This window comes from Mycobacterium sp. 360MFTsu5.1 (assembly GCF_000383495.1).
GTDB lineage: Bacteria > Actinomycetota > Actinomycetes > Mycobacteriales > Mycobacteriaceae > Mycobacterium > Mycobacterium mucogenicum_B.
The window spans coordinates 177,466-195,718 of sequence record NZ_KB911468.1; the positions used below are offsets into that span (position 1 = coordinate 177,466).

The 18,253-nt window shown below is 67.9% G+C and carries 16 protein-coding genes and 2 tRNA genes; 5 read left to right on the forward strand and 13 right to left on the reverse strand.

What is annotated here, in order from left to right:
* Positions 1 to 23 precede the first annotated feature (23 nt).
* Positions 24 to 100, reverse strand: a tRNA-Pro gene (locus H289_RS0118005).
* Between the two features lie 122 nt (positions 101 to 222).
* Here H289_RS0118005 and H289_RS0118010 point away from each other — a divergent pair.
* Positions 223 to 296 (forward strand) — tRNA-Gly (locus H289_RS0118010).
* Positions 297 to 663: 367 nt separating this feature from the next.
* The gene (locus tag H289_RS0118015; RefSeq protein WP_051128522.1) at positions 664 to 1,875 is read left to right on the forward strand and encodes an alkane 1-monooxygenase; all 1,212 of its coding nucleotides are present in this window, start codon (positions 664 to 666) and stop codon (positions 1,873 to 1,875) included.
* On the opposite strand, the gene H289_RS0118020 is transcribed toward H289_RS0118015, so the two are convergent.
* From H289_RS0118020 to H289_RS30775, 5 genes are all read right to left on the reverse strand, one after another.
* Positions 1,872 to 2,279, reverse strand: coding sequence for a DUF2628 domain-containing protein (locus tag H289_RS0118020; RefSeq protein WP_029105396.1), 408 nt, complete (start codon positions 2,277 to 2,279; stop codon positions 1,872 to 1,874). The genes H289_RS0118015 and H289_RS0118020 overlap by 4 nt on opposite strands.
* A gap of 52 nt (positions 2,280 to 2,331) precedes the next feature.
* A complete protein-coding gene (locus H289_RS33075; RefSeq protein ID WP_020102214.1) occupies positions 2,332 to 2,889 on the reverse strand; it encodes a hypothetical protein in 558 nt (185 codons plus the stop codon).
* Positions 2,890 to 3,066: 177 nt separating this feature from the next.
* Positions 3,067 to 3,705, reverse strand: a complete 639-nt coding sequence (locus H289_RS0118030; protein WP_020102215.1) for an NUDIX hydrolase — start codon at positions 3,703 to 3,705, stop codon at positions 3,067 to 3,069.
* Positions 3,698 to 5,236, reverse strand: coding sequence for a nicotinate phosphoribosyltransferase (locus tag H289_RS0118035; RefSeq protein WP_020102216.1), 1,539 nt, complete (start codon positions 5,234 to 5,236; stop codon positions 3,698 to 3,700). The genes H289_RS0118030 and H289_RS0118035 overlap by 8 nt, the downstream gene beginning before the upstream one ends.
* A 12-nt stretch (positions 5,237 to 5,248) precedes the next feature.
* Positions 5,249 to 6,097, reverse strand: coding sequence for a phosphoribosyltransferase family protein (locus H289_RS30775; protein WP_020102217.1), 849 nt, complete (start codon positions 6,095 to 6,097; stop codon positions 5,249 to 5,251).
* Between the two features lie 72 nt (positions 6,098 to 6,169).
* Here H289_RS30775 and H289_RS0118045 point away from each other — a divergent pair, with 72 nt between their 5' ends.
* Positions 6,170 to 7,006 carry a hypothetical protein gene (locus H289_RS0118045; protein ID WP_020102218.1) on the forward strand — a complete coding sequence of 279 codons (837 nt, stop codon included), beginning with the start codon at positions 6,170 to 6,172 and terminating at the stop codon, positions 7,004 to 7,006.
* Between the two features lie 3 nt (positions 7,007 to 7,009).
* Here H289_RS0118045 and H289_RS0118050 read toward each other — a convergent pair whose 3' ends face one another.
* The 4 genes from H289_RS0118050 to H289_RS0118065 form a co-directional block, all read right to left on the reverse strand.
* A complete protein-coding gene (locus H289_RS0118050) occupies positions 7,010 to 7,804 on the reverse strand; it encodes an Fpg/Nei family DNA glycosylase (protein WP_020102219.1) in 795 nt (264 codons plus the stop codon).
* A 16-nt stretch (positions 7,805 to 7,820) separates the two neighbouring features.
* The gene (locus H289_RS0118055) at positions 7,821 to 8,300 is read right to left on the reverse strand and encodes a ribose-5-phosphate isomerase (RefSeq protein ID WP_036420840.1); all 480 of its coding nucleotides are present in this window, start codon (positions 8,298 to 8,300) and stop codon (positions 7,821 to 7,823) included.
* Between the two features lie 71 nt (positions 8,301 to 8,371).
* Positions 8,372 to 10,552 carry an LpqN/LpqT family lipoprotein gene (locus H289_RS33890; RefSeq protein ID WP_029105397.1) on the reverse strand — a complete coding sequence of 727 codons (2,181 nt, stop codon included), beginning with the start codon at positions 10,550 to 10,552 and terminating at the stop codon, positions 8,372 to 8,374.
* 194 nt (positions 10,553 to 10,746) lie between these two features.
* Complete coding sequence (locus H289_RS0118065; protein WP_020102221.1) at positions 10,747 to 11,385, reverse strand: mycothiol-dependent nitroreductase Rv2466c family protein; 639 nt, start codon at positions 11,383 to 11,385, stop codon at positions 10,747 to 10,749.
* 102 nt (positions 11,386 to 11,487) lie between these two features.
* Between H289_RS0118065 and pepN the strand changes: the two genes are divergently transcribed.
* The gene (pepN, locus tag H289_RS0118070) at positions 11,488 to 14,061 is read left to right on the forward strand and encodes an aminopeptidase N (protein WP_020102222.1); all 2,574 of its coding nucleotides are present in this window, start codon (positions 11,488 to 11,490) and stop codon (positions 14,059 to 14,061) included.
* Positions 14,062 to 14,092: 31 nt separating this feature from the next.
* Here the strand turns inward: pepN and H289_RS0118075 are convergent, their stop codons facing one another.
* Positions 14,093 to 15,715 carry a GMC oxidoreductase gene (locus H289_RS0118075; protein WP_020102223.1) on the reverse strand — a complete coding sequence of 541 codons (1,623 nt, stop codon included), beginning with the start codon at positions 15,713 to 15,715 and terminating at the stop codon, positions 14,093 to 14,095.
* A 460-nt stretch (positions 15,716 to 16,175) separates the two neighbouring features.
* Between H289_RS0118075 and H289_RS0118080 the strand changes: the two genes are divergently transcribed.
* Entirely contained in the window at positions 16,176 to 17,396 is a 1,221-nt protein-coding gene (locus H289_RS0118080; protein ID WP_020102224.1) for an alkane 1-monooxygenase, read from the forward strand.
* A gap of 141 nt (positions 17,397 to 17,537) precedes the next feature.
* Here the strand turns inward: H289_RS0118080 and H289_RS0118085 are convergent, their stop codons facing one another.
* Complete coding sequence (locus tag H289_RS0118085; protein ID WP_020102225.1) at positions 17,538 to 18,014, reverse strand: DUF5130 domain-containing protein; 477 nt, start codon at positions 18,012 to 18,014, stop codon at positions 17,538 to 17,540.
* Positions 18,001 to 18,231, reverse strand: a complete 231-nt coding sequence (ctaJ, locus tag H289_RS0118090; protein WP_029105398.1) for an aa3-type cytochrome oxidase subunit CtaJ — start codon at positions 18,229 to 18,231, stop codon at positions 18,001 to 18,003. Before ctaJ ends, H289_RS0118085 begins: the two co-directional genes overlap by 14 nt.
* Between the last annotated feature and the right edge of the window lie 22 nt (positions 18,232 to 18,253).

An 18,253-nucleotide genomic window follows, 5' to 3' on the forward strand; every position in this document is an offset into this window, starting at 1 on the left:
TTTTGATACTTGCCATCAGTCGGTGGTCGGGGTGACAGGATTTGAACCTGCGGCCTTCCGCTCCCAAAGCGGATGCGCTACCAAGCTGCGCTACACCCCGTGCCTCGTCGCGGTCGCATTACCGCGGTCGAGATACTACGTCCTAGACACGCGACACCATCAATTGGATTGGCGGCCGCTGTCCCGGTACTGTCTGCCGGTACTGTGATCGCAGCAGTGCACGCGGGCGTAGCTCAATGGTAGAGCCCTAGTCTTCCAAACTAGCTACGCGGGTTCGATTCCCGTCGCCCGCTCCACAGGACCGGCCTGACCAGGCCGGTCCTTTTGTTTTGGGGTGCGTTTTCAGGCGTCCGGCGTGTCGCCCGGACCGCGCCGCCCGGGAAACGGGCAACAGCGCTACGTCTCCCGGAAAGGGAATTTGCCCGATGCTCCGCAATCATTATTGACCGAGTGGCCAATAAATTGCTTCCATCGGTGCGGTAATTCCGTCAAATTCTGGGAGTTTCCTGACAATTTCATGCAAATCGCCGCAATGCGGGCTCGCATGTGATTCGAGCATTAATTTGCAGTTCAAAGCCGATTTGACCAGAAATATTGGACGTCCTGGCAAATAGTTTTTCCATCCGAGTCGAGACTTCATGGGGACGGCGGTATAAATGCTCGATGACCACGTCGACCACCCCATCGGACCGCCGAATCCGGCGGCCTGTCGACGTGGGTTCCGAGGTTGCTGCGGGCACGTGGCGGGACCCGAAGAGATACCTGTGGCTGCTGGTTCCGTCCGCCCCCGGTGCGGTGACGCTGTCCTGGCTCCTGGTGTGGACCACCCGCCTGCACGTCTTCTGGTGGACCGCACTCTTCGTGATCCTCGTGGCGGGGCCGGCCGCCGATCATCTGCTGGGGCGGGAGAAGGGCGATCGTGCGCCCGACCGCATCCTGGCCGAGCTGCAGCAGGACAAGTTCTACCGGTTCGCCACCCACATGTTCCTGCCCACGCAGTACCTCGCACTCGCGTTCGGCTGCTGGGTGTGGGCCGGTGGCGGCTGGGTGACGTTGACGTTCACCGACAAGCTGGGGCTGATGGTCGCGGTCGGCCTGTCCGGCGGCATCGCCAACAACGCGGCGCACGAACTGGGACACCGGCGCGACCGCGCCGAACGGTGGCTCAGCAAGCTGGCGCTCGCCCAGAGTTGGTACGGCCAGTTCTACGTCGAACACAACCGCGGACACCATGTCCGCGTCGCGACACCCGAGGACCCGGCCAGCGCCCGCTTCGGTGAGAACGTGTACTTCTTCGTCGTGCGCTCGGTCGTCGGCAGCACCCGCTCGGCGTGGCGAATCGAAACCAAACGCCTTGACCGCCAAGGCCATTCACGCTGGAACGTACGCAACGACATCCTCAACGCGTGGCTGTTAAGCGTCATCCTGTTCGCCGGGCTGGCCCTGTGGTTCCGGCCCGTGGTCCTGCCGTGGCTGTTCGGCCAGGCGCTCATCGGCATCTTCCTGCTGGAGGCCATGAACTACCTGTCGCACTATGGGCTGCGGCGGCAGAAACTACCGTCGGGCCGCTACGAGCGACTGCGCCCCACGCACAGCTGGAACAGCAACACCGTGATCATGAACGTGTTCCTGCTGCATCTGCAACGGCACTCCGACCACCACATCGACCCGTCGCATCGCTACCAGGTGATCCGGCACGCCGAGGATGCGCCGCAGCTGCCGAGCAACTACACGGCGATGCTGGTCCTCAGCCTCGTTCCGATGCTGTGGCGCCGCGTGATGGATCCGCGCGTCCTCGCCATGTACGACGGCGACGTCCGGCGCACCGCGCTGAGCCCGCGACAGCTGAAGCGGTTGGGGCTCGACGGCAGCTAGCGCTGCCGGCCGTGTCCCTCGAACAGGTTCCAGGACTGACTACCCCGCACCACGTGCAGGTAGTACGCGTAATTCGCGGTCGACATACCGATGGCGGCAAGACCGAATCCGATGGCACGGGCGAGGGAATCCGACACGTTGAGGACGACGAGTACCACCTCGACCGCGACGAAGATCCCGAGCAGCGTCAGCCCCTTGCGCCACATGCCCTTGACGAAGAAGTAGATGGGACCGAACAGGAACGCCAGGATGTTCGAGGTCAGCTTCACCCGCTCCATGAACGTCAGCGCCTTGTAGGCCGCCTTCGACTCGGGCGTCGAGTTCGGCAGGCCGTAGGTGTTGAAGAAATCGAACCGCTTCTGCCACGACGGGGACACCGTGGAACCGGGAAGTTGCTGTGACACTCCAACGACATTAACGGCCGTGCAGTTTTGTGTACGCGCTCGGGTCGCCCTGCTAGCCGTTACCCGGAATCGGCCGCGCCACGCCGTTGGTCGTGCGAATGACGTTGAACTGCGGCGGATTGGGCGCTGCGGGGGCTTCCGAGCTCGCCGTCGCGGTCGCGGTCGCGGACGGTGACGCGGCGGGCGGGGGCTCGGGAGCGCTGGCCGGCGGCGTGTACTGCCGGGCGGGCGGCGGCGTGTAGGTCGTCGGAGCCTGGGTCGTCGCCGTCGAAGGATGGGTCGGTGGCACGGGCACGGGGCTCGGGGGCGCGGTCGTCGTCGGTGCGGGGACCGGTGCCGGCGCAGGCGAGGGTACCGGTGTGGTGGTCGTCGAGGCCGACGACGTGGCGGCGGGAGCCGACGTGGTGGAACTGGTCGGGGCGGCCGGTGGCTCCGGCGCGGGTGGCGGGATTTCGAATCCGGCAAGCGACCCGATTCCCAACAGGATCAGCAGGATGAGGACGGAACCGCCCCCGATTATCAGCACCTTGCCGGTGTCGGTGGTGAACCAACCCGTCGGTGCCGATGCGGTGTGGGCGTTTGCCACCGGTTCGGTCTCTGCGTCTGCCATAAGTCGATCTCCTCCCAGCAGGGTGCCGGGAGCGTATCCCGTAAATCAGCAGGTCGCGACTCATAGTGGAACCATTTTCCCAGGTCGGTGACGTGTTCACAGGAACGTAACGTGCGTGCCTCGCGCCGCGCCGATCCATCTACCCCAGCAATTTGCCAGCGTTTACGCAGTCGACGTTTACCTGGCGGCCCGGAACACCGTCACCGGCCGGGTGTGCGCGGGCCGGCTGCCGGCGGCGGTGAACAGTGGCGCCCGTTCCAGCCGGCGCCGCATCGCGGCCAGCGGAATCGGCTCGGCTCCCGTGCCGCCGGACAGGTGGAACAGCAGCGTCGTCAGCGCGCAGACCTCCCCGGCCGTGCAGCCGGCGGCGCCGAACATCGCCGCGACGGTCGCGGGGTCCGTCAGCAGTCGCTGCGACACCGTGGCCGCGGTGTCCCTGATCATGGCGTTGTGGCCGAACGGCAGCGGCGGCACGGGGTCACCGTCACGCACCACCAGGGCGTCGTCGCCGGGATGTGCGCGCATCACGTTCACCAGCGAGACGGTGTGCCCGCGCTCGTCGCGCTGTGGGTCGGACACGACGAGGGCCACCGTCGGCGGTCCGTCGATCGGCTCGGCGCCGGCCCGGTCCCGGAGCGCGCGGTATGCCGCCGCGGCGACCGTCTCCCCGTTGGCCGCGTCGAGCACCACCCCGGGTAGTGCCCAGTCGCCCTGGTGCGGTTCGCGTTGCCGCCGCGCGAGGATGAGCCCCGGCTCGTCGCCGGGGCTCATCGCGAAGACGTCGACGCTCAGCCAGGTGGCCAGCGACTCAGCCATGACGGGCGTCCTCCTCGCCGGCGGCGTATGCCGCCCAATCACGTCGCACGGTAGCGCGCACCTGCGCGAAGGTCACCGGGTTGACGATGACGCCGTCCTCGAACACCGTCCGCATGGCGTCCGTCGTCCCGATGACACCGGCCGCGCCCTGAACCAGTGTCAGGCGACCCCGTTGGTCGCGGATGACGGCCAACCGGCCCCGGGCGCTGCGCTTGCCCGGGTCGGTGACCGGCGCCTTGGCGATGTCTCGGCCGCGACCGTCGACCTGCACCCAGGTGGCCTTCATCGCGATGGAGAAGGTGTCGCGCGTGACGTACTGGTACGTGTACGAACCGAATCCCAGCACGGGAGTGGTGGACACATAGCCCTGGGCCGTCAGGTTGGCGGTGATGGCGTCAGCCCTGTCGTGGGTGATCGAGTCGCCGTAGATGACGCCGATGTGCGGATCCAGTTCCCGGTAGCCGGCCGCGTTGACCGTGCCGCCGAACACCTCCCACAGCAGGTTCACCACACCCTTGTGCGCGGGGCTTCCGGCCGGGGCCTGCGGGTCGCCGCACAGGATGCGTTCGGGGTCACCGCTGTCCGGGCGGATCACCACCTTGCCGTCGCGCGCGGTGATCGTGTCTTTCAGCGTCGGCAGGATGCCGGTGCAGACGTGCCACAGGTCCCAGGTGTCGCTGACGATCGACACGATGCCGGTCGGATACAGGCCCAGCAGCCGCGCGAACGTGGCGACTTCGTCGTCCTGGGTGCCCGCGCACATGACGCTGTGCTCGGTGGCGGGCACACTGCCGCCGATCACGGTGCCTTCGGGTGAGCCCGGGTAATTCCTGTCGATCCAGCCCAGTGCAGGCAGGCAGTCGGTGCCGGTGAACGCCAACAGGTGCGCGGCCCCCGACGCGGCGGCGGCCGCGCTGCCGGCCATGCCCCGGAAGGAGAAGTCGTGCCCCTGCCAGTCGACGGCGGCCGGGTCGGCGCCGGTGTCCCGCGCGCGGGCGTCCAGCAGCGTCCGGTTGCGCCACGCGGTGGTCGCCGACGTGATGGGCTGCCACAGCGCGGCCGACATCTCGGTCTCGATGTAGTTGGTCAGCCAGAAGAATTCGGGCGCGGTGTTCTCGACGGTCAGGTACGGGACGCCGACCGGGACGATGGTCCCCTCCGGCAGCGCCCGCACCCGCAGCGGCAGGCGACCATACGCGTGCAGCTGGCGGATGTGTTCGGCGCCAACGTCATTGGGACCCAGCACCTGGGTGACCCGGTCCACGTAGGCCCGGCACACCTCGTCGATGTCGGCGGCGAAGAAGGCGCTCCACCGCTGGTTCAGGTCCGACAGGTACGCCTGCAGGCCGAAGAACGCCGTCCAGCGCACGCCGGGGATCCGGCTGCCGCGGGCCGTCAGGTTGGAGTAGACGTACTCGGTGCCGGCCGGGTACTGGCGGCGGTGGTCCAGTTTGTAGGCGTCGGTGTCCATCAGGACGTCCAGGGCCGCAATGGTTTCCGGCCGGTAGGTGGTGGTTGCTTCGATGGTCATGATGAAGGTCCCCTAGGTCAATGCGGTCAGAGCACGGACGATGAACGGTTCCAGCGGTTGGACGTGCACGCCGTCGGGCGTGGTGCGGGAGTCGGTGCTGGTGACGGAGGCGTAGCCGGCGAGGTTCTCCCGCCAGCGTCCGGTGAAGCAGCCGTGACTGACCCACAGGTGCAGCGCCAGCTCGGGCCGGCTTGCCCGGATGGCATCGGCCAGCCCGGCGAACGTGCCGCCGCCGTCGCAGATGTCGTCGATCACCAGCAGTCGACCACGGTCCGGCAGCCCCTCGGGAGCGACGAATCCCGACAGCTTGCCGTTGACCGGATTGCGTTGCTTCCCAGCGACATACAGCGGCACGCCCAACCGGGATGCCACCCGGCCGGCACGGTCGCGGGCCCCTTTGTCGGGCGCGACGACGCCCGCCCAGCCCGGGTGGTGTGCGGCGCACCCCACCAGGTCGACGGCCTCGATGACGGTGACGGCCGCTCCCCCGCGCCGGGCCTCGTCGGCCCAGACCGGCGAGTGCGGGTCCACCGTCACGATGTGCGCTACGCCCGTGGCGGCGGTGAGCCGGGCGGCGACGCGGGCGTCGTCGGTCGGGTCGTGATCGCCGCGGGCCGACGGCAGGTACGGCGCCACCAGCACCGGAGTACCGGTCGATCGGTTGCGATGATAGGCCGCCCACTGCCCGACCGCGGCGTAATCGACTGCACCGCAATGGTTCCAGGCGACCGGGCGCAATCCCGGGCCGAGCGGTTCCAGTTCCCGGACCGCGGTGTCGCCACCGGGATAGCTGGTGACGATTCCGGGTGCGGTCGCCAGCACACCGCGTTCGGTGTCGAAGACGTGGAATGTCAGGTTCATGATGATGACCGTAATAGATACGGACATAAATGTCCATATCTATGTGACGGTGGTCATCGGTAAGCTGCCTCCATGGAGTTCGTGCTCATCCTGATCGTCATCGCGGCCATTGGGTTCTTCCTGTTCAGCAGGCAGAACAAGGCCAACAAGGCGGCCGCGCTGGCCAACGCGAAAGCCGACGCCCGGCGCGTCATCGAGATGCTCGGCGGCCAGGTGTTCAACCTGACCGGCACCGATGACGCCTCACGCCAGGCCTTGGCCGACGCGTCCGAGCGCTACAACGCCGCCGCGTCGCAGATCGAACAGGCCACCACCGCCCAGCAGGCGGCCTTCGCGAAACAGAGCGCGATGGAAGGGCTGTACTACGTACGGGCCGCGCGGACCGCCATGGGCATCGACCCCGGTCCCCCGCTGCAGGAGCTGGCCGGCCAGCGCGGTGCCGGTTCGGTCACCGAAGATCGCCGAATCCAGTTCGACGGCAGGCAGATTCAGGCCTCACCGGGTCCGACTGCCGCCACGCCGAACTACTACCCCGGCGGCCGGGTCGCCGGGCGCCCGGTGCCCGAGGGCTGGTACTCCGAGCCGTGGTGGAAGCCGGCTCTGGTAGCCGGCGCGTGGGGCGTCGGCTCGGTGCTGTTGTTCGACGCGCTGTTCGACGGCATGCACGGAGTCAGTTACGGCGCATCGGGTTTCGAGTCCGGATACGGCTCGGGATTCGACCAGGGCTACCAGCAGGGCCTCGACGCCGGCCAGGGCCAGGACGTCAGCTGGAACGACAACAACGGTTGGGATGCCGGCAGCGGCAGTTGGGACTCCGGCAGCAGCGACTCGGGTAGCAGCTGCGGCGGTGGCGGCAGCCGCTGTGGCGGCGGTGGTTGCGGTGGCGGCTGCGGCGGTGGCGGCGATTAGCGGTCACACCTGACAATCGGGGCACCAGAACAGGTTTCGCCCCTCCATGACCTCGGTGCGGATGGTGGCGCCGCACACGCGGCACGCCTCGCCCGCCCGCCGGTACACATAGGTGCGCGGCCGGTCGGCGGCGTAGGACGGTGCACCGTGGTCGTCTTCCGGACGCACGACGACGATCTTGCCGCGGCGCACCCCGACCTTCATGAGAGCGACGAGATCGGTCCACAGCTCGGCGAATTCGGCCTCGGTCAGCTGCGTGCCGGGACGGTGCGGGTCGATCCGGTGCCGGTACAGCACCTCGCTGCGGTAGACGTTGCCGACCCCGGCGATCACCGTCTGGTCCATCAGCATCGATCCGATTGTCCTGCGGGACTTACTGATTCGCGCCCAGGCCGATCCCGGGTCGGCGTCGCGGCGCAGCGGATCGGCACCGAGCCGGGCCACGACATCGTCGACGCCGCCCTCGTCGATCAGCTCACACACCGTCGGGCCGCGCAGGTCGGTCCCGAATTCGGCCCCGACCATGCGCATGCGCACCTGCCCGACAGGCGCTGTCATCGGCAGCGGCTGCTCGGTAAACGTGCCGTACAGCCCGAGATGGACGTGCACGACCGCACCACCGTCGTAGTGGTGGAACAGATGCTTGCCCCAGGCGTCGGCCTTACGCAGCACCCGGCCGCTCACCGCGGCCGCGGCATCGGCGAACCGGCCCTGCGGACTGCTGACGACCACCGGCGCCCGCCCGAAACGCTGCTGGTGCAGGCGGGCCAGCCGGTGGAGGGTATGTCCCTCCGGCACGAGTCAGGCCTTGCGATCAGGCGGGAGCGCCCGGAACCTCAGGTGCCACGTGCGTCTTCTCGTACTCGGCCAGGATGTCGATGCGGCGCTGGTGCCGCTCGGCCTGCGACCATTCGGCGGCCAGGAAGGCGTCGACGATGGCGAAGGCCTCTTCGGTGCTGTGCATACGGCCACCGATGCCCATCACCTGCGCGTTGTTGTGCTCGCGGGCCAGCTGCGCGGTCTCGACGCTCCACGCCAGCGCACAGCGCACGCCCGGCACCTTGTTGGCCGCGATCTGCTCGCCGTTGCCGGAGCCGCCGATGACGATGCCCAGGCTGCCCGGGTCCTCGACGGTGCGCTTGGCGGCGTCGATGCAGAACGCCGGGTAGTCGTCCTCCGCGTCGTAGGCGAAGGCACCGCAGTCGACGGCCTGGTGGCCGGCCGCGGTCAGATGGTCGAGCAGGGCCTGCTTGAGTTCGTATCCGGCGTGGTCGGCTCCGAGATATACGCGCATGGCGCACATTCTGGCAGAACAGCGGCCCGGGACAGAATCAGTGGCTCAGCCGGCCCGGCACACTCGCCGGCTCAGCCGGCGGCGATCTTGGTGTCGCGGTCGATGGCTTCGGTGATCTGCTTGATGATCTCGGCCTGATCGGCGACGCCGTCGATGTTGATCTGCATGACGTACAACCCGGTGCCGTCCTGGATGACGACGGTGTTCTGGGTGATGAGCTTGGTCACCCCGTTGGAGTTCCAGGAACCGGCGATCTGGAAGGACTTGTGGCCGTCGACGGTCCCGGGCGTGCCGGTGTCGGTCGGTGTGAATCCCGGCAGGTTGTTGAGCTCACCCGGCGCGAAGTCGAGGATCTTCTGCGCGTCGGCGTTCGGGCCGAGGCGCGAGATCAGCGCCGTGGCGCTGGGCCGGTAATTGCCGGCGCTGGGACCGTTGTAGACGATCGACTGGTACGCGAAAGCCGGCGTCTGCGGCCCGGCGTCGGCCCAGCCCGGCGGCATCGGCATCGTCACCACCGGCGCGCCGGGCTCGTTGCGGTGCACCAGCGCCTCCTGAATGTTGTTGCTCTTCAGATAGGTCGCGATGGTCTGGTAGTTGCCGGGCGTACCGACCAGCACCGGCGGCGCGGGCTTGTGCGACGACGACGGCTTGTCCGCGCCGGAACTCTGGGTGCTGGTTCCCGAGGCGTCCGAGGACCCACTCGAGTCGTCACCGGAATTCAGGAGGACGACACCGATCAGCACCACGATGACCGCGGCGATGGCGCCACCGATCACCCAGATCTTGGTCTTGCCACCCGAGGACTGGGCACGGCCCGGCTGTGTCTTGCCGATATCGGCCGCGAGCTGCGCGTACGACGGCGGCGGTGCACTGGGACGGCCGACTCCGGCTGCGTGCGCCGCCGGGTCGGCGGGGATGACCGGTAGCACCACTGTCGGCGACACCGTCTCGTGAGTCGGCCGCACCGGCCGCTGCGGCGGCAGGGGCGGTGGCGGCGGAGGTACCGGTTGCCGGTACGGCGGCGCCGACGGTGACGAATCCGGTTCCGGCCGAAACGGTTTCGGCTCGAGCGGCGGCGGACCGACCGGACCGCGCCGCGGCACCGGCGGCGGCGTCGGTTCCGAGACCGGCTCGCTCGACGGTTGCGGCGCGGGCGGCACCGGCGGCACGGGTGGTTCCGGAGCCGGGGGCTGCGCGACGGGCTCCTGGGCGACCGGCTCGGGTTCCGGTGCAGGCGCCGGTTCGGGTTCGGGCTCGGGCGCGGGTTCGGCCACCACGACCGGTGGCACCGGCGGCGGAGCGACCGGCGGCGGCGTCACCTCCGGGGCGGACGGCGCCTCGGGCACCACCGGGGTGACGGTCGGCAGCTTCAGTTCGGCAGTGCGCAGGTTCAGCGTGGGCGACTCGGTGACCAGTTCGGCCTGCCGCTCGAAGGCCCGCGCGAACTTGGTACAGGAGTCGAAGCGGTCCTCGGGCGACTTGCCCATGGCCTTGATCAGGACATCGTTGAGCGGTTCGAGCCACGGCTTGAGGTCGCTGGCCTTGGGCGGTGGCGCGCTGAGGTGCTGGCTGATCACCGCGATCTGGTTGGTGTCCTGGTACGGCGTCTGCCCGGTGAGCAACCGGTAGGCCGTCGCGGCCAGCGCGTACTGGTCGGCGCGGCCGTCGATCTCGCCGCCCATCAGCTGCTCGGGCGCCGAGTAGGAGACGGTGCCGATCGCCAGGTTGGCCGACGTCAGGCCCGTCACCTCACCGATCTGCCTGGCGATGCCGAAGTCGCTCAGCAGGATTCGCCGTTCATCAGAGTCGATGTTGCTGAGCAGGATGTTGGCCGGCTTGATGTCGCGGTGCAGCAGCCCGCGCTGGTGCGCGTAGTCCAGCGCCGAGCTCATGGCCTTGACGATGTCGACGACGAGCTCCAGTGGCAGCCCGTTCGGGTACTCGTACTTGACCAGCTGCGCGGCATCGGTGCCGTCGACGTAGTCCATGGTGATCCACAGCCGGCTCTCGAACTCGCCGCGGTCGTGCAGGCCGACGATGTGCGGGTGCCACAGGCCCGCGGCGATGTTGGCTTCGCGCTCGAACCGGATGCGGAATTCGTCGTTGGTGGAGGCGGTTTCCCGGAGCACCTTCATGGCGTCGAGGCGGGGCAGCCGGGGGTGCTGGACGAGGTACACATCGCCCATTCCCCCTGAGCCCAGCAACCGGCGCACGGTGTACCCGGCGAAGGTTGCGCCCGTCTCCAGCGACATCAGCGCATCCTACTCAAACCCGCACGTCGAAGGACGAAACTGTCCGTCGGCACGTCGCTCCCCACCAGTTGCATCGTTGTGGCTCATGTTTCGGATGTGTCTGGCCACGGTAACCGCATCCAGACGTTCCTTGCGGAACGCCGACGAGATTACCTGGGCCGACCCAGGTGAGCGTGACTAGCGGGTGATTGCGGTCAGTCGAATTCGGGCGCCTCGTTGCGGGAGCGCTTGAGCTCCCAGAAGTGCGGGTACGAGGCGAAAATCACCGACGCGTCCCACAGCTTGCCGGCCTCTTCGCCGCGCGGGATGCGCGACAGCACCGGACCGAAGAACGCGACGCCGTTGACGTGGATGGTCGGGGTGCCCACATCGGGGCCGACGGCGTCCATGCCGGCGTGGTGGCTCTTGCGCAGCGCCTCGTCGTACTTGTCGCTGGTGGCTGCCTCCGCGAGCTCGGCCGGCAGGCCGAGTTCTTCGAGGGACTCGGCGATGACCACAGCGAAATCCTTGTTGCCCTGGTTGTGAATCCGCGTGCCCATCGCGGTGTACAGCGGCGCCAGCACCTCGGAGCCGACGGCTTCCTCCGCCGCGATGGCGACGCGGACCGGGCCCCAGGCCTTCTTCATCAGTTCCTGGTACTGCTCCGGCAGGTCGCGGCCCTCGTTCAGCACCGCCAGGCTCATGACGTGGAACTCGATGTCGATATCGCGGACCTTCTGGACCTCGAGAATCCAGCGGGAGGTGATCCAGGCCCACGGGCACAGCGGGTCGAACCAGAACCCCGCGACATCCTTCTTGACGGCTGGGTCTTTCGTGGCGGTGGCGTCGGCCATTGCTCGTCCTTACTGAGTCGGTACAGATCTCGTTGCCAACAACTATGCCCGGCGTCCCTATGTTCCCGGTCACGGCAACCGGTTGTCCCCTAAGTTGGTGACGTGGCACTTCCGAACCTGACCCGCGACCAGGCCGCCGAGCGCGCCGCGCTGGTGACCGTTGACAACTACCGCATCGATCTCGACCTCACCGACGGTGCCGGCGCACCCGGCGAGCGCACCTTCCGGTCCGTCACCACGGTGACGTTCAGCGCCCTACCCGGCGCCAATACCGTCATCGACATCGCCGCCGACACCATCCGCAGCGCGACCCTCAACGGGCAGCCCATCGACGTGTCCGCGTACGACGAATCGACGGGCGTGCCGCTGGCCGGGCTCGCCGAGCAGAACGTCGTCGTGGTCGACGCGGACTGCCGCTACTCCAACACCGGTGAGGGACTGCACCGCTTCGTCGACCCCGTCGATGGTGAGGTCTACCTCTACTCGCAGTTCGAAACCGCTGACGCCAAGCGGATGTTCGCCTGCTTCGACCAGCCGGACCTCAAGGCCACGTTCGACGTGTCGGTGACCGCACCGGCGCACTGGCAGGTCATCTCGAACGGGGCCGGCACGGCTACCGGGGACGGCAAGCACACGTTCGCCACCACCCCGAAGATGAGCACGTACCTGGCGGCCCTGATCGCCGGGCCGTACGCCCGGTGGGACGACGTCTACAGCGACGAGCACGGCGACATTCCGCTGGGCATCTTCTGCCGCGCGTCGCTCGCTGAATTCATGGATGCCGAGCGGCTGTTCACCGAGACCAAGCAGGGATTCTCCTTCTACCACAACAACTTCGGGACGCCGTACGCGTTCGGCAAGTACGACCAGCTGTTCGTGCCGGAGTTCAACGCAGGCGCCATGGAGAACGCGGGCGCGGTCACGTTCCTCGAGGATTACGTCTTCCGGTCCAAGGTCACGCGCTACTCATACGAGCGGCGTGCCGAGACGGTGCTGCACGAGATGGCCCACATGTGGTTCGGCGACCTGGTCACCATGCGGTGGTGGGATGACCTGTGGCTCAACGAGTCCTTCGCCACCTTCGCCTCGGTGCTGTGCCAGGCCGAGGCCACCGAGTACAAGCAGGCCTGGACCACCTTCGCGAATGTCGAGAAGTCCTGGGCCTACCGGCAGGACCAGTTGCCGTCCACCCACCCGGTGGCCGCGGACATCCCCGACCTGGCCGCGGTCGAGGTGAACTTCGACGGCATCACCTACGCCAAGGGCGCCAGCGTGCTCAAGCAACTGGTGGCCTACGTCGGGCTGGAACCGTTCCTGTCGGGCCTGCGCGACTACTTCCGCGATCACGCGTACGACAACGCCACGTTCGCCGATCTGCTTGGCGCGCTGGAGAAGTCGTCGGGCCGGGACCTGTCCGACTGGGGCCAGCAGTGGCTCAAGACCACGGGCCTTAACACCCTGCGGGCGGATTTCGACGTCGACGCCGCCGGTGCGTTCACCCGCTTCGCCATCACCCAGAGCGGTGCGGCGCCCGGCGCGGGCGAGACGCGCGTGCACCGGCTCGCGGTGGGCATCTACGACGACGACGGCTCCGGCAAGCTGGTCCGGGTGCACCGCGAGGAACTCGACATCGAGGGCCCCGTGACGGATGTTCCTGCCCTGGTGGGGGTTTCGCGCGGCAAGCTGGTCCTGGTCAACGACGACGACCTGACCTACTGCTCGATGCGGCTCGATCCCGCCTCGCTGCAGACGGTGCTGAGCCGGATCGCCGACATCGACGACCCGCTCCCCCGCACGCTGGCCTGGTCGGCGGCCTGGGAGATGACGCGCGAGGCCGAGATGAAGGCCCGCGAGTTCGTCGCTCTGGTGATGAGCGGGCTGCACGCCGAGTCCGAGGTGGGCGTCGCCCAGCGGTTGGTGCTGCAGGCGCAGACCGCGCTGACCTCCTACGCCGATCCGGCGTGGGCGGCCGAAATCGGTTGGCCCGCTTTCGGTGACGCGCTGCTGGACCTGGCCCGGGACTCGTCGCCGGGATCGGACCACCAGCTGGCCTACATCAACGCACTGTGCACGTCGGTGCTGGCGCCGAACCACATCGCGGTGCTGTCGACGCTGTTGGACAACGAGCCCGCCGCGGTGAACGTGCCGGGTCTGGTGATCGACACCGATCTGCGTTGGCGCATCGTGACGGCGCTGGCGCGTGCCGGCGTCGTCGACGCGGACGGCACGCAGACGCCGTTCATCGACGCCGAGGCCAAGCAGGATCCGACGGCTGCCGGTCAGCGCAGTGCCGCTGCTGCCGGCGCCGCGCGTCCGCAGGCCGCGGTGAAAGAGGCTGCGTGGCAACAGGTCATCGAGGACGACACCCTGGCGAACATCACCACGCGCGCCATCGTCGGCGGTCTGATCCAGCCGGGCCAGACCGAGCTGCTGGACCCGTTCCGGGACCGCTACTTCGCGGCGATCTCCGGGGTGTGGGAGCGGCGCTCGAGCGAAGTGGCCCAGACCGTGGTCATCGGCCTGTACCCGTCGTGGGACATCAGCCAGGCCGGCCTCGACGCCGCCGACCGGTACCTGTCCGATCCGGAGATTCCGCCGGCCCTGCGCCGGCTGGTGCTGGAAGGCCGTGCGGGAGTGGAGCGCTCGCTGCGCGCCCGCGCCTTCGACGTGAGCTGACGCGACTGCGGGTGCCGCACCTGGCCACCAGCTAGGTGCGGCCCTGCAGGATGCCTTCGATGTTGCGCTCGGCGAGCGCGGTGATGGTCATGTACGGGTTGCAGCCCACGTACCCGGGTATCAGCGACGCATCGTTGACGAACAGGTTGCGGTGGCCGTTCACCCGCCCGAACGCGTCCGTGGCCTTGCCCCGCACGCATCCGCCCAGCGGGTGAACGGTGTTGGGCGCGAAGACTTTTCCACTGAACAGGTCGTTGCGGTAGTCGACCTTGTTGGCCTTCAGGATCTTGTCGAAAACCTGTTTGGCCCTGGCCTCGTTGTTCGCCGCGAAGGCGTCGGTCCACTGGATCGTCGCGGTGTCGGACTGGCGGTCGTAGGTGATGTCGGCGCGGTCTCCGGTGTCGACCATGACGTAGTACCCGAGCAGGTAGGTCTCTACCGGCAACGGCATGGAGAACATGCTGGCGTACACCGGGTTGTCCGGGTCGTCGCGACCGTCGATGTTGATCATGCCCATGAGGGACTGTGTGGTGCCGGCCGGATCGCTCTTGGCCAGGTTGTGCCCGACCATCACGTCGCCGTTGTTGCCGTAGCCTTTGCCGATCTGATCGTTGAGGTGGGCCAGGTCCCCGGTCTCCCGCGCCTTCAGCAGGAGCTTGGTGGTGCCGAGCACACCGGCCGCCAGATACAGCTGGTCACAACCGAATTCGGTCTTGGATAGCTCTTTGCCCCAGCGGTCGATCTCGCGGGTGGACACCACGAACTCACCCGAACGCTCCTGGCTGATCGAGATGACCTCGGTCAGCGGCCGCAGCGTGACGTGACCGGTCTTGAGCGCGTCGGCGAGGTAGGTCTGGTCGACACTGCCGAACCGGCCGTAATTGCTGCCGAACTGCTGCTCGAACGCCAGCGACGACTGCGGCACCTGACCGGCCGCCTCCTTCACCAGATAGTCGAACGAGTAGGAACTGCCGTTGTAGTCGACCTTGTAGCCGGCCGCCGCCGCGTACTTGCGGCCGGCGCGCGCGTACTGGAAGCACGGGGTCTGCTCGAACCAGGCCATGTCGCGATAACTGATCTTGAGCGACGACTTGGCGCGTTCGACATAGGTGCGCAGGAACTCATCGGTGCCGATGTCGGGGAACGCCTTGGCGACCTGGCGCGGCGTCGGGATGGCGGCGATGCCGGCGTTGATCATCGAGCCGCCACCGACGGCCAGGCCCCGGAAGACGTCGTGGGCGCCGTGCGTCACCTTCTGGCAGATGCCGGCCTGGATCGGCTGGGGCGACGGCGCGTGCTCGGCCACCTGCTCGACGGTGAAGCCGCCGAAAGAGGTGACCAGGCTCGGCGGAATTTTCGTGAACCAACCGGCGCGGGTGTCGGCGGGCAGCATCTTGGAGAACCGCTTGCCGTCGTCGTCGGGCTTGTCCCAGAGCCGGCCCTGTTCGATGACCAGCGTCTCGACACCGGCCTGCCCCAGCCGCAGCGCAGAGACGCCCCCGCCGTAACCACTACCGATGACGATGGCCGAGAAATGCTTCCGGGCCTCGGTGCGGTCGCGCGATCTTTCGACGAGCGCCCCGATACCCGCCGCGCCCGCGACGCCCACCACCGCCGCACCGCCGAGAAACTGGCGCCGGCTGATCGGGCTCATCGGCGACCTGCCGCGGCCGCGCCCCAGCACCGGACGTGCCGATGCCGGCCGTGCATCACTGCCAAGATCGTCCTTCCGCCTAACCGCCCAGCTAACCCGAAGCCGCTCGCGTACCAGCTCCCGAATAACGGATTCATCTCAAAAATTACACGATGCCGCTGAGTTTCCGCCGCTGCGCGAGATCCGACCCTCACCGCGTCGCCCAACCCGTACGACGCCCGGTATGTCGTACGTCACCCATATGCGTGTACGGCACTCTACCTGCAAGTTTGGTGGCGATGACGCCGAACCGGCGACAGCTGCCCACCTGTCGGGACCGAGGCCGGGCGACCATCCCGAATACCCCCGCGCGCTGACGCCTCAAACAATTTGCTGGATAACGATGAGAAAACGGACAGGAACTGGCTCTGGCAACCGACTTGTATTTGCGCAAACGGCCGAATGCGGGTACGAATACGGGGTGTTGTCGGCATTGCGCGCGGGCCAGGAGGCGTCGCAACCTCACGCGCCCGAGGCACCCGACGCACCCGCCGCCAAGTCCAAATGGCGCGATTCCAAACGCTACGTGTGGCTGCTGGGTCCCATCACCCCCGGAATGGTCGGCCTGTCGTGGCTGCTGGTCTGGCTCACCGGTATGGACGCGTTCTGGTGGACCGGATCGCTGCTGACGTTCGGGCTGGTCCCCCTGCTCGACCACATCGTCGGCCCCGAGGCCGAACAAGCCCCCGGCGACCTGCGCAGCCTGGAGGACGACCCGTTCTACCGGATTGCCACGCACCTCTTCCTGCCGGCGCAGTATCTGTCGCTGATCTTCGCCTGCTGGCTGTGGGCCGGCGGCGGCTGGGTGACCATGTCGCTGGCCGACAAGCTCGGCCTCATGGCCGCCGTCGGGACCGTCGGCGGTATCGCGATCAACGCCGCCCACGAACTCGGCCACAAGCGCGGCATGTCCGAGCGCCGGCTCTCCAAGATCGCCCTGGCCCAGACCTGCTACGGCCACTTCTTCGTCGAGCACAACCGCGGTCACCATGTGCGGGTGGCGACGCCGGAGGATCCGGCCAGCTCGCGCCTCGGCGAGAGCCTGTATGCCTTCATCGCCCGATCGGTCATCGGCAGCCTGCGTTCGGCCTGGAAGCTGGAATCCGAGCGACTCGCCCGCGTGCACAAGTCCAAGTGGTCGCTGCACAACGAGGTCCTCAACGCCTGGCTGCTGAGCGTCATCCTGTTCGTCATCCTGGTGGCCTGGTTCGGCGTCGCCGTCCTGCCGTGGCTGTTCGGCCAGGCCGTGATCGGCATCTTCCTGCTGGAGACCGTCAACTACCTCGAGCACTACGGCCTGCGGCGGCAGAAACTGCCCAACGGCCGGTACGAGCGGGTGCGCGCCGGGCACAGCTGGAACAGCAACACCGTGATCGCCAACGTCTTCCTGTTCCACCTGCAGCGGCACTCCGATCACCACGCCAACCCCATGCGTCGGTACCAGGCGCTGTGCCATGCCGATGAGGCACCGCAGCTGCCGGGCGGTTACGGCACCATGCTGCTGCTGGCCATCTGCCCGCCGCTGTGGCGCCGGGTGATGGATCCCCGCGTGCTGGCGCACTACGACGGCGACATCAGCCGCACCGCGTTGCAGCCGGGCTATGAGGCCCGCCTGCGCAAGCGCTACCCCGCCGCACGCTGAACCCGCTGCGCGCCACGCTGATTCTGCGGCGACGGCGCGTTCGCGCGAGTGCGCGACACTCTCGGCGCCAGGTCAACCGAACCCCGGATAGCACTCTGCCGGGTGCGAACCAGTGGTTCGCACCCGGCAGAGTGACCGAAATCAGGCGGGCGAGACGCCGGCGCTCAGCACGCGGACCGCGCTGATGAGGCCGTCCATCAGGTTGCCCTGCTTGAACGACGCCGCCGCCGCGGAGACACCCAGCGGAGCGGCCTCTTCGATACCGCGGCCGCGGACCTCGGCGCCGTAGACGACCTCGATGGCCTTCTGGTTCGGCGAGACGGCCAGCAGCACTGCGTTGTTCGGCGTCGGCACGGTGGCCAGCACCTCACGCGCGGTGGCGGCGGTGTCCGCACCCAGGTCGCCGATGTAGACGGCGAAGCGGGCGCCGGCGGCGCGCGAACCGTACTTCAGGGCGTCGTCGAGGAACACCAGGTCCTTGACCGGGAACGGGTAGTGCACCGACAGCTCACCGGGCTCGGTGACGCCGGAGATACGGCCGCTGTACGTGACGGCGTAGCCGTACGGCAGGTTGGCCGGATCGATGTTTGCGACCTCGGTCTGGCTACCACTTGCCACTTGCGCCACCTCCCACAGTCAGGTGCGAGTCATGGCCACCGTGGCCGTGATCCGCCGGTTCCTCGGCCGCCCACAGGATCGGGGCGTGGGTCCACTTGTCGGTCATCTTGTAGGTGTCCGGATGCGGACTCTTGCGCAGCAAGAACAGCGCGCCAAGCACCAGCAGCAGCGCCAGCGGCACGCCACCGAGCAGCGAATGAGTAAGTGCAATGCTCACGCGCAAACCGTATCAGTACGCA

Bases quoted from the DNA above. Each gene is read 5' to 3' on its own strand.
- H289_RS0118015 (WP_051128522.1), top strand. From the start codon at position 664: ATGACCACGTCGACCACCCCATCGGACCGCCGAATCCGGCGGCCTGTC.
- H289_RS33075 (WP_020102214.1), bottom strand. From the start codon at position 2,889: ATGGCAGACGCAGAGACCGAACCGGTGGCAAACGCCCACACCGCATCG.
- H289_RS0118030 (WP_020102215.1), bottom strand. From the start codon at position 3,705: ATGGCTGAGTCGCTGGCCACCTGGCTGAGCGTCGACGTCTTCGCGATG.
- H289_RS0118035 (WP_020102216.1), bottom strand. From the start codon at position 5,236: ATGACCATCGAAGCAACCACCACCTACCGGCCGGAAACCATTGCGGCC.
- H289_RS30775 (WP_020102217.1), bottom strand. From the start codon at position 6,097: ATGAACCTGACATTCCACGTCTTCGACACCGAACGCGGTGTGCTGGCG.
- H289_RS0118045 (WP_020102218.1), top strand. From the start codon at position 6,170: ATGGAGTTCGTGCTCATCCTGATCGTCATCGCGGCCATTGGGTTCTTC.
- H289_RS0118055 (WP_036420840.1), bottom strand. From the start codon at position 8,300: ATGCGCGTATATCTCGGAGCCGACCACGCCGGATACGAACTCAAGCAG.
- H289_RS33890 (WP_029105397.1), bottom strand. From the start codon at position 10,552: ATGTCGCTGGAGACGGGCGCAACCTTCGCCGGGTACACCGTGCGCCGG.
- H289_RS0118065 (WP_020102221.1), bottom strand. From the start codon at position 11,385: ATGGCCGACGCCACCGCCACGAAAGACCCAGCCGTCAAGAAGGATGTC.
- H289_RS0118075 (WP_020102223.1), bottom strand. From the start codon at position 15,715: ATGAGCCCGATCAGCCGGCGCCAGTTTCTCGGCGGTGCGGCGGTGGTG.